This window comes from Bradyrhizobium sp. USDA 4011 (assembly GCF_054063415.1).
In genome coordinates this window covers 4,473,770-4,487,316 of record NZ_JBSSGG010000001.1, presented here as the reverse complement: position 1 = coordinate 4,487,316, position 13,547 = coordinate 4,473,770, and the positions used below count along the sequence as shown (strand labels likewise).

The 13,547-nt window shown below is 65.3% G+C and carries 13 protein-coding genes and 1 pseudogene; 8 read left to right on the top strand and 6 right to left on the bottom strand.

Annotated elements, in window-relative coordinates:
• Positions 1–243: 243 nt before the first annotated feature.
• The 3 genes from ACVW1C_RS21055 (at position 244) to ACVW1C_RS21045 (ending at position 2,272) form a co-directional block, all read left to right on the top strand.
• Positions 244–954, top strand: a complete 711-nt coding sequence (locus ACVW1C_RS21055; RefSeq protein WP_456760045.1) for a Crp/Fnr family transcriptional regulator — start codon at positions 244–246, stop codon at positions 952–954.
• Between the two features lie 193 nt (positions 955–1,147).
• A complete protein-coding gene (locus ACVW1C_RS21050; protein WP_456760044.1) occupies positions 1,148–1,867 on the top strand; it encodes a Crp/Fnr family transcriptional regulator in 720 nt (239 codons plus the stop codon).
• 156 nt (positions 1,868–2,023) lie between these two features.
• A complete protein-coding gene (locus ACVW1C_RS21045) occupies positions 2,024–2,272 on the top strand; it encodes a hypothetical protein (RefSeq protein WP_456760043.1) in 249 nt (82 codons plus the stop codon).
• A 139-nt stretch (positions 2,273–2,411) separates the two neighbouring features.
• Here the strand turns inward: ACVW1C_RS21045 and ACVW1C_RS21040 are convergent, their stop codons facing one another.
• Positions 2,412–3,020: a helix-turn-helix domain-containing protein gene (locus ACVW1C_RS21040; protein WP_456760042.1), complete on the bottom strand. Its 609-nt coding sequence runs from the start codon at positions 3,018–3,020 to the stop codon at positions 2,412–2,414.
• Between the two features lie 575 nt (positions 3,021–3,595).
• Between ACVW1C_RS21040 and ACVW1C_RS21035 the strand changes: the two genes are divergently transcribed.
• A complete protein-coding gene (locus ACVW1C_RS21035) occupies positions 3,596–4,027 on the top strand; it encodes a hypothetical protein (protein ID WP_456760041.1) in 432 nt (143 codons plus the stop codon).
• Between the two features lie 89 nt (positions 4,028–4,116).
• Here the strand turns inward: ACVW1C_RS21035 and ACVW1C_RS21030 are convergent, their stop codons facing one another.
• Together ACVW1C_RS21030 and ACVW1C_RS21025 are read right to left on the bottom strand one after the other, a co-directional pair.
• Entirely contained in the window at positions 4,117–4,299 is a 183-nt protein-coding gene (locus ACVW1C_RS21030) for a hypothetical protein (protein WP_207833927.1), read from the bottom strand.
• 96 nt (positions 4,300–4,395) lie between these two features.
• Entirely contained in the window at positions 4,396–5,397 is a 1,002-nt protein-coding gene (locus tag ACVW1C_RS21025) for a glycoside hydrolase family 3 N-terminal domain-containing protein (protein WP_456760040.1), read from the bottom strand.
• A gap of 187 nt (positions 5,398–5,584) precedes the next feature.
• Between ACVW1C_RS21025 and ACVW1C_RS21020 the strand changes: the two genes are divergently transcribed.
• Positions 5,585–7,630 (top strand): acetoacetate--CoA ligase, encoded by a 2,046-nt coding sequence (locus tag ACVW1C_RS21020; RefSeq protein ID WP_456760039.1) that lies wholly within the window; start codon positions 5,585–5,587, stop codon positions 7,628–7,630.
• A gap of 16 nt (positions 7,631–7,646) precedes the next feature.
• Here the strand turns inward: ACVW1C_RS21020 and ACVW1C_RS21015 are convergent.
• Positions 7,647–8,569 (bottom strand): annotated as a pseudogene (locus ACVW1C_RS21015) (LysR substrate-binding domain-containing protein).
• A gap of 71 nt (positions 8,570–8,640) precedes the next feature.
• On the opposite strand from ACVW1C_RS21015, the gene ACVW1C_RS21010 reads away from it, so the two are divergent.
• The 3 genes from ACVW1C_RS21010 to ACVW1C_RS21000 are packed head-to-tail and all read left to right on the top strand — an operon-like array spanning position 8,641 to position 11,619.
• On the top strand, positions 8,641–9,801 hold the full coding sequence (locus tag ACVW1C_RS21010; RefSeq protein WP_456760038.1) for a DSD1 family PLP-dependent enzyme: 1,161 nt from the start codon (positions 8,641–8,643) through the stop codon (positions 9,799–9,801).
• Between the two features lie 17 nt (positions 9,802–9,818).
• On the top strand, positions 9,819–10,475 hold the full coding sequence (locus ACVW1C_RS21005) for an HAD-IA family hydrolase (RefSeq protein WP_456760037.1): 657 nt from the start codon (positions 9,819–9,821) through the stop codon (positions 10,473–10,475).
• 13 nt (positions 10,476–10,488) lie between these two features.
• Positions 10,489–11,619, top strand: coding sequence for a threonine synthase (locus ACVW1C_RS21000; protein WP_456760036.1), 1,131 nt, complete (start codon positions 10,489–10,491; stop codon positions 11,617–11,619).
• 24 nt (positions 11,620–11,643) lie between these two features.
• On the opposite strand, the gene ACVW1C_RS20995 is transcribed toward ACVW1C_RS21000, so the two are convergent.
• Positions 11,644–12,675, bottom strand: a complete 1,032-nt coding sequence (locus ACVW1C_RS20995) for a glycosyltransferase family 4 protein (RefSeq protein ID WP_456760035.1) — start codon at positions 12,673–12,675, stop codon at positions 11,644–11,646.
• Complete coding sequence (locus ACVW1C_RS20990; protein WP_456763129.1) at positions 12,675–13,511, bottom strand: UDP-2,3-diacylglucosamine diphosphatase; 837 nt, start codon at positions 13,509–13,511, stop codon at positions 12,675–12,677. The genes ACVW1C_RS20995 and ACVW1C_RS20990 overlap by 1 nt, the downstream gene beginning before the upstream one ends.
• Positions 13,512–13,547: the final 36 nt, after the last annotated feature.

Below are 13,547 nucleotides of genomic sequence, written 5' to 3'. Positions count from 1 at the left end.
GAGGGTTAATGGAAATCAATAAATGCGAGACAATGTCGCAACCGTCTCGTCCGGGAGGCGCGGCATTCGAATCCCCTCGAGCGCCGCGCAGGCCGATGCGATTGCCGACCGTCTGCCCCCTAGAGGGTATGGAGTTCGCACCACAACCCTTGTGCTATTGGACAGGCAAGCTATGTTCGCTCTCCACACGCCAAGAGTAGGTGATGCGAGACCGTAGTGCTCCCGCCCTCGGCAGGAGCTCCAATGTCTGCGGTATCGCGTCCGCCCAATCGTCTGTTGCAAGCACTTCCCTCCCCGGAATACGCGCAACTTCATCCCCTTCTGGAAACCGTCGACCTGACCAAGGAAACGGTGCTCGCCGATGCCGGCGCGCCGGTGCAGCGGGTCTATTTCCCGCACGGCGGCGTGGTCTCGATGATGGTCAATCTGTCCGACGGGCAATCCGTCGAGATTGCAACCATCGGTCGAGACGGCATCGTCGGCGCATCCGCCGCCCTCCATGAGCGGCCGCTGCTCGCCGACGCGATTGTCGTGGTGCCGGGCACGGCATCGATGGTGCGGGCGGAAGATTTCCGCGAGGCCGCCAATCGCAGCGCGGAGTTCCGGACCCTGGTTGCTCTCTATGAGCAGGCGCTGATGGCGCAGACCCAGCAATCGGTCGCCTGCAACGTGTCGCATCCGGTGGAGGCGCGGCTGTCGCGCTGGCTGCTGCGCGCGCGCGACCTGTGCGGCAGCGAAGCCTTGCCGCTGACCCAGGAGATGCTGGCGCAAATGATCGGTGTGCGGCGCAATGCGGTTTCGATCGTCGCGCATGGGTTTCAGCAGGCCGGTATCCTGCGCTACAGCCGCGGCCATATCGAAATCACCGATATCGACGGTCTGCGGAAGGCGGCGTGTGAATGCTATGCGACCGTCAAGGCGCACGCCGAACAATTGATCGGGCCGGAAGATTGATCGGGGCGGCGCGCACGCTCAACTGATTGCCAGGCAACACAAATGCGATCCCGGGGCGATATGTATTCCTAATGGAACCAAGATATGTTTCCATTGGAACCAAGATGTGCCAGAATAAGTTGCATAACTGCTCAACTGCACGCGTCAGCCCTGATGACCAGAGACAAGCTTTGCCGGGAGGCAGGAGGTTGCTTTGGATACGGTTCCGCGATCGCCCAACGGATTTCTGTCTTCGCTCTCGGAGAGCGATTTTGGGCTGATCCGGCCCTATTTGCGGACGATCGACCTCGCCGCCGAGTCGGTCCTGATCGAGACCGACGAGATGCTGGAGCGGACATACATGCCGCACAAGGGGGTGATCTCGCTGGTGGTCAAGCTGGCAAGAGGCGTGTGCGTGCAGATCGCGATGGTCGGCCGCGGCAGCATCTATGGTGCGTTCGCGGGGCTTGGTGAAGCCCCCACGCTGAACAGCGCCGTGGTGCTGGTGCCTGGCGTCGCTTCGACGATCGAGGTCGAAGCCTTGCGGGCGGCCGCCGGCCAGAGCCCAACTCTGCGAGCGAAGCTGATTCGGCACGGTCTCGCCGTCTATGCCCAGATCCAGCAGACGGCCGGCTGCAACGCCGCGCACACCGTCGAGTCGCGGCTGGCGCGATGCCTGCTGCAGACGCGCGATCTCTCCGGCAGCAACAAGATCGCCCTGACGCAGGAGGCGATGGCCCAGATGATCGGCGCACGCCGCAACAGCGTGTCGCTGGTCGCGCATACCTTGCAACAGGCGAATTTCATCCACTACAGCCGCGGCCACATCGAGATCACCAATGCGGATGGACTGATCAGGACCGCGTGCGAATGCTATGCCACGGTCAAGGCGCAGTATGCGAGGCTGCTGGGCTGCCAGGAAACCGGCGGCTAAAGCTGCCATTCTTGACGCGTCTTCTGCACGCGAACCGCTACCCCGCTTTGCGCAAAAGCGCTCCCGCCGGCGCACAAGCCGTACTTCTACGGCGTACGATTTTCACCGTCGGATAACGCTGCATCCGCAAAGTCGCGTGGACGCACGGGGGAGCCGATGTTCACGTACGAGACCACCGACCGGAAGGAAGCCCGGCGCTTCCGCATGGCCCAGTTCAACGGCCGGACCGCCACCATCAGGTCCGCCGGCGCGACGGTCACGGGACGTGTGCGCGCGATCGTCGAAAGCAAGTCCGGCGCGACGGCGGCATGGGTGGTCACGATTGTTCCGGACGAACCGAAGACAGCCGCTTCCGCCGAGCGGCTCGCGCCGCGCCTGTGCTTCGCCGCGGAAGACGATTTCTGAGTACCGCCAACCAATTCACCGCTCAGAGCCCGCTCCGACGGAATCGGACGGGCTCTGGACTTTTGTTTTGACGCGTTTTCTTTGCGCGAACCGGTACCACCCCGCATCAAGTGCGAGGCAGGCTTCGCTTGAAAACGCTTTATGCGGAGTGCAACAAGGCCTTGCGGACGAGATCTGCGGTGTTGCGCGCACCCAGTTTGCGCATGGCCTCGGCGCGATGGCTCTCGAACGTGCGCGGGCTGATGTTCATCCGCAGCGCGCCCTGCTTGTTGGAATAGCCGTCGCTGATCAGGCTGAGCACCTCACGCTCGCGCTTGGTCAACGGCTTGCGCCCTGCCTCCGGCGTGAACATGACATCGGGTGACCGGGCGTCTGCCGGCTTGTCGTCAAGCGGCGGCCTGAGATCGGTGGCCGGTATCGCATTCGGGTAGAGATCGGAGATCTGCTTCAGCATCGCGGACACTCGCTCGGTCTGCTCGAGCGCGTTCTCGATCACCTGCCGCAGATAGACGCCGTTGCCGGGCGCATGCGCGAACTGCTGACTGTGCTGTTTGAGCTCGTTCATGTAGAGCAGCAGCGCCGTCACCGGCCCGTTGAACTGCCGGACGATCGCCGCCCCGGCGTCCGCGGTCACCTGCGTTCGCGGCCCGGCGGCTCCCTGAATCTCGGGTGGCTGCGCCTCGAGCGTCGCGGTTCCGCCCATCCATGGCGGAAGGCGCGCCTCGGCTCGATTGTCATGTTGCGTCATAAGTATGGTTTACCGAAGGTGAACTTGTGGCCGCGTTAACACGGGACTCCGTAGAACTACGGGTGACGCAACTGTGACCTCGGGCCCCGATCTGCCAAGCAGGCGCAGATTACCGCTGATTTGGCAACGAATCTCGCTTGTTTGAGCTGAAGGACAGTAGTCTTACGGGACATCGAGGCGCTCTAGCTCGATGATCCCACAGCTGGAATTTTACCTCCCCGAGGCGCTTCCGGCCGCATTCGCGCCCACATCCGCCTTTGGCTTCAGGTTGAAATGGGCGGGATACGTGCCGCCCGTCAGACATCAAGGGCGCCGGAGCCGAAGGAATTTCTGCAGGAACCGTCCCGAAAGGACGAACCTGAACCACCAATACGCCATTCGCCGGGTCGTCATCGACCACCTCCGGGCATCGGGATCGCATCGAGTTACCGCACGCCGGGCGCCGCGCTTATGAGACGGATCACATTGGCCCGAGGTCGCGTCGATCGGCGTCGGGTCAGGCGAATGTCAATTTACAGCCCCGGCATGCGCCACGATGATCGCCGCCTCTCGATCAACAACAAAAAGGCGCGACCATGAAGCGAGGGCGGACCGGGCGGATTGGATCCTGGATGACGATTGCGGCGCTCGCCGCAGCACTGTTGGTCAGCACCGGCGCGCGGGCCCAGACCACGCCGACCGGCAATGCCGCGCCAACGTCAGACGACGCGATCATGGTGACCATCTTCTTCAGGCATGATCAGTCACGCCCGCTCGGTGAGTTGAATGCGCAACTCGAGCGGCAGGGCTTCTACAAGGCGTTTCCGCCCGAAGGTGTCGAGGTCGTGAGCTGGTACGTAATGATGGGGGTCGGCCAGGTGGTGACCCTGCGGCTACCGGCCTCGCGGCTGCGCGAGGTCAACCGCGTCATCGAGAACAGTGCCTGGGGCGCCTACCACACCGAGTTCTATCCGACCTACGATTACAAGGCGGTCGGAGTCGACAAGCATGAAAAGGCAAAACAATAGCCGGCCGCGAGAGTAGAGTTGAAGCCATGCGCCGGACTTACCGGTTCTGAATCAGTCAGAACCGGTTCACCTTTGACCCGATGCATTGCCTATGCGTGGGCCCGCGTGCGCTGGCTCAGCCGCTTCGCCAGTGTCCGCAGATCCTGGCGGCGCCCGCTGCAAAGCAGGCGGCTGAATTCGTCGGGATCGATGGAGGCAGGTGGAAGATCGGCTGGGCTGCGTGCGACGCGGCGTAGCCAGGTCAATCGGAAGAGACGCTTGAGCATCTTCATGGTTGTTAGCCCCGATGAGCGTCTTTGTTAAATCGCGGCAATGAAATTTGGTTCCGCTCTCTATGGTCGCGCGGCAGAGAATTTGGTTCAATGCCGTCAGGCGAGCAGTGCCTTGCGCTGTTGCACCCGCGCAATGGAGCGCTGCACCGCGGCCTGATCTAGCGATCCGTCGTGCGCTGCCCCCTCGACCGCGGTGGCGATGCCGGCCATCGCCTGCTCCTGGTCGAGCAGATTGTTGCCGATGCAGATCATGTCCATGCCGGCGGCGATCGCCTGCAGGCTGGCCGCGCTGGTGCCGAGCGCCTTCTGCAGCCCCTGCATCTGCATGTCGTCCGTAATCAGCAGCGTCGCGGGCAGCCGGTGGCGCAGCCGGCCAATTCCCGCCGGCGACAGGGTCATCGGATGCTGCGCGTCCCACCGGCGGACAATGGCGTGGCTGACCAGCACCGCATCGCCGAAGATCTGCGGCGCCAGCGCGTAGAATAGTTCTTCCTGCTCCGGTCGTAGCGCATCGGAGATGTCCATGAACTCCAGATGTGAATCGACGTGCGCGCCGCCGATGCCCGGATAATGCTTCAGGCAAAGACCCACGCCTGCCTGCCGCGCCGCAGCGTCGACCAGGCGGGCATTGGCCTCGACCTCGCCGATCTCGGACGAATACGACCGCTTGATCCTGCCGACGTTGGGATTGTCGGGATTGTAATCGACGTCGATGACGGGCGCGAAGTTGTAGCGGATGCCGAGCCGACGCAGCTCGCCATAGCTTGCAGCCAGGATCGTCTGCTTTTCCGCATGGCCGAGCCGGTTGAAATCCTTCGCGCTCGGCAACGGCTGGAAACCCAGCCCGTCCTTGAGCCGGCGCACCAGACCGCCCTCCTGGTCAACGAAGACCAGCGGCTGCGACGGCAGCGCCACGATCTCGGCGCAGAGCGACTGCACCTGCGCGGGCGAGGCGATATTGTTGTCGTATTGCCGGGTCTGGCAGGAATAGTCGAACAGGATCACCCCACCGAGCCCGAACCGCGCGGCAAATTCCCTCAGCCAGGACGGGATGGCCTTGCCATGGAAGCCGAGGATGAAAAGTTCGCCGACGGACATCGCCGCTCGCTCGTTGGATACACATGGAATCAGCCCGCACCCCTACCGAATAGCATGCTGCGACGACGGTAAGAATATGACGCAGCTTGCTGCGCGACTGCGTTCCCCGCGTTCGCATCACTATGTTAAGACACGCAGGCACGCCTCGATCGCGCATGCCACAACACAAGACATTTCGGAAACGCCCATGACAGCACCTTACGTCCCGCAAATGGCCCTTTACCGCCAATGGCTGAAGGACACGCGCGGCCTCGCGTTTGCGGATTTCGAGGCAATGCGGCGCTGGTCGGTCACCAATATCGACGCCTTCTGGCAGAGCGTCTGGGATTATTTCGATCTGCGCTCGCCGACGCCGCATTCGGCGGTGCTGGCCGAGCGCAAGATGCCGGGCGCGATGTGGTTTCCCGGCGCTTCGGTGAATTACGCGCGCCAGGTTTTCCGGCACGTCGCGCCGGCGCATGCCGCCGGCCTGCCGGCCCTGATCTCGAGCGGCGAGGACGGCAAGCTTTCGGAGACCAGCTGGCCGGAGCTGCAGCGCAAATCAGCGGCGCTTGCACTGCACCTAAAGGCCAGGGGCGTTCACGCCGGCGATCGCGTCGCGGCCTATCTGCCGAACATCCCCGAGACGATCATCGCGTTTCTTGCGACCGCGAGTATCGGCGCGATCTGGAGCGTCTGCGCGCCCGACATGGCGGCGCCCGCCGTGATCGACCGCTTCAAGCAGATCGAGCCGAAAGTATTGATCGCCTGCGACGCCGTGACCTATGCCGGCCGGCGCCATGACCGGAAGTCGGTGATCGAGGAGTTGCGGCGCGCGCTGCCGACGGTCGAGCATGTCATCCTGCACAGCGATGCCGCGCCGTCAGAGATACGATTGTCATCCATCCTTGCGGGCGAGAGCGCGGAGATCGACGCGTTCGAGCCCGAATGGCTCCCGTTCGATCATCCGCTCTGGATCGTCTACTCCTCCGGCACCACGGGATTGCCGAAGCCGATCCTGCACAGCCATGGCGGCGTGATCGTCGTGGCGCTGCCGCTCTCGACCCTGCACAACGACATCGGCTGCAGCTACCAGCCGAACTCGTTCGGCGAACGCTTTCACTGGTACTCGTCGACCGGCTGGATCATGTGGAACTGTCAGACCAACGGCCTGCTCAACGGCACGACCTGCTGCATCTTCGACGGCAGTCCCGGCGGCACCAAGGACAAGCCGGACTGGACCACGCTGTGGCGCTTCGTCGCCGACGCCAAGGCGACCTTCTTCGGCGCGGGCGCGGCGTTCTTCGCCAATTGCACCAAGGCGGAGATCGATCTCGCTGATGTCGGCGACCTCTCCGGCCTGCGCACGCTCGGCTCGACCGGCTCGCCGCTGTCAGCCGACACGCAAGCCTGGTTCAACGAGCGCTTCGCCGCGCTTTCGACGCAGAATGGCAACGCCGCGCAGGCCGACATGTGGTGGGCCAATATCTCCGGCGGCACCGATTTCGCCGGCGCCTTCATCGGCGGCAATCGTGAACTGCCGCAGACTCCGGGCATCATGCAATGCCGGCTGCTCGGCTGCGCGGTGGAAGCTTTCGACGAGCAGGGCCGTGCCGTGATCGACGAAGTCGGTGAGCTCGTCTGCACCGAGCCGCTGCCCTCGATGCCGTTGCGCTTCTGGAACGATCCCGGCAATGCGCGCTACATGGCGAGCTATTTCGAGACCTATCCCGACAATTTCGACGGCACCGGCCGCGGCCCGGTGTGGCGGCATGGCGACTGGCTCAAGATCAACCCCGACGGCTCCTGCGTGATCTACGGCCGCAGCGACGCCACCATCAACCGCCACGGCTTGCGGATGGGCACCAGCGAGCTCTATTCGGCAATCGAGGCGCTGCCGGAGGTGCTGGATTCGATGGTCGTCGACCTCGAATATCTCGGCCGCGACAGCTACATGCCGCTGTTCGTGGTGCTGCGCGAGGGCATTGTCCTCGATGCCGCGATGAAGGCAAAGATCAACAAAGCGGTCGAGGCCGGGCTGTCGCGCCGCTTCCTGCCCAACGACATCTTCGTCGTGGCCGAGATTCCGCGCACGCTGTCCGGCAAGAAGCAGGAGTTGCCGGTCAAGAAGCTGTTGCTCGGCCACCCCGTCGAGAAGGTCATCAACCGCGACGCGATGGCCAATCCCGGCTGCCTCGACTGGTACCTCGACTTTGCCAGGATCTATCTGAGCAGGCAGGCCGGCGCGGCGTAAGCGATCGCGACGTCTGTCAGCGCGGCCTGCTGCGCCACGGCGGCGGCACGAGGGCGGTGCGCAGATGCTGGACGAAAGCCTGCGTGCGCCTGGCCCGGCCGCCGCGGCCGGGATTGAGCAGCGCGACGATATCAGCGGGCGGCAGGCGAAAGTTCGGCAGGACCCGCACCAGCCGGCCACCGGCGAGATCCTCGGCGACATCCCACTCCGACCTGACGATCAGGCCGTGATCCGCCAGCGCCCAGGCCTTCACCACCTCGCCGTCATTGCTCGACAGCATCGGCTCGATCCTGATGACGTCAGGCTGCGCCGGCGCGCGCCTGTGCGAGAAGCGCCAGAGCGTCACGTCCTCCTCGTTCTCGCGCAACGCGATGCATTGATGCGCGCGCAGCTCCTGCGGGTTCGCCGGCGTTCCGCGGCGCTTCAGATAGGCCGGCGAGGCACAGAGCAAGCGTTCATTGGGCGCAAGGCGCAGCAGGCGAAGGTGGAGTCCTTCAACGCACCGATATGGATCATGACATCCCACGCACTCGCTGCGGCACGTCCCGGCCGATCGGACAGTTCGAGCTCGACCGACACGTCGGGATGGCGGGATCGGAAGGCCGCAACGGCCGGGGCGATGTAGCGGCGTCCGAAGCCGAGCGGCGCAAGAATCTTCAGATGGCCCGCGATGGTTCCGCGACGCGCCTGCAGCGCTTCCGTCAACTCCGTCGCCTCGTCGAGCAGCGTGCCGCCGCGCAGCACCAGCAGCTCGCCCTCGTCAGTCAATGTCAGCCGCCGGGCCGAACGGCTGACCAGTTGAACGCCCAGGCGCTGCTCGAGGCTCTGCAGCCGCTGCGAGACCGCCGATGGCGTCACGTCGAGCGCCCGCGCCGCGGCCGCGAGCGACCGGGCCGCAGCGATGGCCAGGAAGAAGCGGATGTCGTCGGTCGAGAGCATTAAGTCCAGACTTAATATAAGAATGACATTCGGTAAATTGTACTTAGCATGGAAACGGCTAGTCTCGCCGGATGTCATCAGCCCCTGTTTTGAACGCCTCGCATCCGCTTGCCGATATCGAGACGCCCTGCCTCGTGCTCGACGAGGACCGGATGCTGCACAACATCGCCCGCCTGAAGACGCGGCTGTCGCGGCTCGGCGTGCCGCTGCGCCCGCATCTGAAGACCGCGAAATCCATTCCGGCGGCGCGCGCCGTGATGGACGGCCCAGGCGGCCCGGCGGCGGTCTCGACCCTCCAGGAGGCCGAGGTCTTTGCCGCGGCAGGCGTCAAGGACATCCTCTACGCCGTCGGCATCGCGCCGCAAAAGCTCGATCGCGTCGCCGCGCTGCGGCGGCAGGGCGTGGACCTGTCCGTGGTGCTCGACAGCATGGAGCAGGCGGCCGCCGTCACCGCGATGGCGCGCATGACGAACGACCGCATTCCCGTGCTGATCGAGATCGATTGCGACGGCCATCGCGCGGGTGTCGGCGCGCACGATCCGCTGCTGGTCGAGATCGGCCGCGCGCTGCATCAAGGCGATGCCGAACTGCGCGGCGTCATGGCGCATGCCGGCGAATCCTATTCCTGCCGTAGCGTGGCGGCGCTCGAGCAGGCGGCCGAGCAGGAGCGCGCCGCCGCGGTTGCCTGCGCCGAGGCGTTGCGCGCAGCCGCACTGCCCTGCCCCATGGTCAGCGTCGGCTCGACGCCGACGGCACATTTCGCCGGCCGGCTCGACGGCGTCACCGAGGTGCGCGCCGGCGTCTTCGTGATGTTCGACCTGGTGATGGCCGGGATCGGGGTCTGCGCGGTCGAGGACATCGCGCTGTCGGTGCTCGCGACGGTGATCGGCCATCGTGCCGATCGCGGCTGGACCTTCATCGACGCCGGCTGGATGGCGCTGTCGCGCGATCGCGGCACCGCGAAACAGCCGATCGACCAGGGCTACGGCATCGTCTGCGACATTCATGGACGGCCCTATCCCGATTTGATCGTGACCGAAACCAATCAGGAGCACGGCATCATCGCCCGCCGTCCCGGCAGCACAGCGCCGCAAGTGACGCTGCCGGTCGGCACGAAGGTGCGGATCCTGCCGAATCATGCCTGCGCCACCGGAGCCCAGCACGACCGCTACCATGTCGTCGCCGCCGGCTCCGACACGGTCAGGCAATGGGAGCGATTTCGCGGATGGTAGCAGACGGAGCGCAGCCGATGACCCGAGCCTATGACGCCGTTCTGTTCGATCTGCTGACCGCGCTGCTCGACAGCTGGACGCTCTGGAACAAGGTCGCGGGCTCCGATGAAGCCGGGCTACGCTGGCGAGCCGAGTATCTCAGGAACACCTACGCCACCGGACGTTACCGTCCCTATGAGGATCTGGTGGGCGAGGCGGCGCGCAACGTCGGGCTGCCGTTCGAACGGGCTGGGGAGCTCGGCGCGCGCTACGCGGAGCTCGTTCCCTGGCCCGAGGTTCGCGATGTTCTGCAAACACTGCACGATGCGGGCGTCGCGCTCGGCGTCGTGACCAACTGCTCGGAGCGGCTCGGCCGCATCGCCGCCGATCGCATCGGCGTTCCCTTCACGGTGTTCGTGACGGCCGAGCGCGCCGGCTATTACAAGCCGCAGCCGCAACCCTATCAGCTCGCGCTCGACGAACTGCCGGTCCCGGCCAATCGATGCCTGTTCGTCGCCGGGTCGGGCTATGATCTGTTCGGCACGGCACGTGTGCAGTTGCCGACTTGGTGGCATAATCGGGCCGGAATGAACCTGCCGGAAGGGGCGCCCGCCCCGATCGTTGTTCGTGACAGCCTTGCGACCTTGCCGGCCTTCGTGCTCGGTCGCGAGATGTCCGGCCGGCGCGCGACTTGAGGACCGAACCGAGATGCCATCACCCAGCTACATCGACCCGCTCAACGGAAAGCTCTATCCGCTGGATGTCCCGCGCTGGTGCTCCGACGAGGGCAAGCCGCTGCTCGTCACAGCGCTGCCCGGCATCTCTCGCGACGAGGTCGAGCGCGGGACGCGGTCGCTGTGGCGCTATCGCGCGGCGCTGCCGGTCGAGATCAAGCAGCCGATCACGATGGGCGAAGGCTGCACGCCCGCGGTCGAGAAGGCGTGGGGCGATCTGCGGCCGCATTTCAAGCTGGAATGGTTCAACCCGACCGCGAGCTTCAAGGATCGCGGCACCACGGTGATGCTGTCCTTCCTGCGCCAGCTCGGCGTCGACGCGGTGCTGGAGGACAGCTCCGGCAATGGCGGCGCGTCGGTCTCGGCCTATGGCGCGGCGGGCGGCATGCGGGTCAGGATCCTTGCGCCGGCGACGACATCGCCGATGAAGGTGGCGCAGATGCACGCCTTCGGCGCCGAGGTGCAACTGGTCGAAGGCCCGCGCGAGGAGTCCGAGGCGGAGGCGATCCGCCAGTCGAAGCGGATCTTCTACTCCAGCCACAACTGGCAGCCGTTCTTCCTGCAAGGCACGAAGTCTCTGGCCTACGAGATCTGGGAAGGTCTTGGCTTCACCGCGCCCGACAATGTCATCATGCCTGTCGGTGCCGGCAGCAGCCTGCTCGGCTGCTATATCGGCTTCAAGGAGCTGCTCGCGGCCGGGCAGATCACGCGGCTGCCGCGGCTGTTCGCGGCCCAGCCGCTCAACTGCTCGCCGGTCGATGCCAGCTTCGTCGCCGGCGTCGATACGCCGGTCGATCGCGCGGTCCACAAGACCATCGCCGAAGGCACCGCGATCAAGCATCCGCTGCGCCTGAAGCAGATGATCGCAGCGCTGAAGGAGAGCGGCGGCGGTACCGTCGCAATTCCCGAAGACGGCATCGTCGCCGCATTGAAGCGGCTGGCGCGTACCGGCCTGTTCGTCGAGCCGACCTCGGCCTCGGCCGCCGCCGCGCTCGACGTCCTGGCGGCGCGCGGCGCGATCCGGCCGGCCGAGCGCACCGTCGTCATCATCAGCGGCACCGGGATCAAGGCAGCCGGGCTGATCACCGAATTGCTGGGCAGCTAGTCGGCCCGCGAATCGAGCGCAGCGTCAGCCTCGCGCGACTGCTGCGCGCGCCGCCGAGGCGTGCGCCCGTCCGATGTTGTCGAGGAACTGCCGCACGCTTTCCCGCCAGGTGAAGGTCAGGGCGTGGGCGCGGCATTTCTCGCGCGGCACCAGCAGCGCGCCGAGTGCCGCGCGGCGCAGATCGTGATCGAGACAACCGCAGCCCGACTTGCCGATCACATCGAGCGGGCCCATCACCGGAAAGGCCGCGACCGGCAGGCCGCTGGCCAGTGCCTCGAGGATCACCATCCCGAACGTATCGGTCAGACTTGGAAATACCATGACGTCGGCGGACGCATAGACATCGGCGAGCGCGCGGCCCGTCCGCGTGCCGAGAAAATGGACGTGCGGAAACCGGACCTGCAAGCTGCTGCGCAGCGGCCCGTCCCCGACCACGACTTTCGAGCCCGGCAGGTCGAGACCGAGAAAGGCGTCGAGGTTCTTCTCGACCGCAACGCGGCCGACATAGAGGAACACCGGTGCCGGGAAGGCGAGCGGCCGCTCTGTACGCGGACAAAACAGCTCGGCGTCGACCCCGCGCGACCACGGCATCAATTTGCGGAAGCCGTGCGCCTGCAGCGCCTGCTCGAGCGACGGCGAGCCGACCATGATGCCGTCTCCGCTATTGTGGAAACGGCGCAACGCCGCATAGCTCCACCGCAGCGGAACCGGCAGCCGCGCGGCTAGATATTCGGGAAAGCGCGTGTGGTAGCTGGTCGTGAACGGATAGCCGCGCGTCCGGCAGACATGCCGGCTGATCCATCCGATCGGACCTTCGGTCGCGATGTGCACCGAGTCCGGGCGCGCAGCTGCGATCGCGCGCGCGATCCGCCCGACCGTCGGCAGCGCGAGCCGGATTTCCGGATAGCCGGGCAACGGCACGGTGCGGAAATCGGCCGGCGTCAAGAAGGAGATTTCCGCGCCGAGCGACGGCGCTTCACTGGCGAGATATTCGAGTGAGCGGACCACACCATTGATCTGCGGCCGCCAGGCGTCGGTTGCCACCAGCACGCGCATCAGGCGACCGCCTGCGTGAGCGGCGCGAGGTCTGCCCTATTCAACGCCGCCCGCGCTTCCGTCCATCTGACGATTTCAAACTGCCCGTCATAGCGTTCGACCACGCCCGTGCACGACTCCACCCAATCCCCGGTGTTGATGTAGCGGACGCCGAAATCGTCGTGCAGCGCCGCATGATGGATGTGGCCGCAGATCACGCCTTGAACGTTGCTGCGCGCGGCTTCCGATGACAGCACCTCCTCGAACCGGCCGATGTGGTTGACCGCATTCTTGACCCGCAACTTCGCCCAGGACGAGAACGACCAATAGCCGAACCCAAATCGGCGCCTGACCCAGTTGAGCCAGACGTTGCAGGCCAGCGCGGCGCGATAGCCGACATCGCCGATCAGCGCGAGCCAGCGCGCATGCCGCACCACGAGATCGAAATGATCGCCGTGTACGACGAGATAGTCGCGGCCGTCGAGGCCACGATGGATCGCCCGTTCGACAATCTCGACGCCGCAGAACGCCGCGCCGGCATAGTCACGCAGGAACTCGTCGTGATTGCCGGGAATGTAGACCAGGCGACGGCCCCGTTGCGCGAGCTCGATCAGCTCCCGCACGACGGCATTGTGCGCCGTTGGCCAGTACCAGCTCGACCGCAGACACCAGCCATCGACGATGTCGCCGACCAGGAACACGGTTTCGGCATCATGGTGGCGGAGGAAGTCGATGAACCGCTCGGCCTGGCATCCCCGGGTTCCGAGATGGACGTCGGAGATAAACAGGCTCCTGACCTTGACGACATCCCGCGGCGCGGCCCGCCTCGCTTCCGCGCGATCGCTTGCCCCATGCATCGCAAATCGGGAGTCGGCTTTGCCGCCGTCCGGTCG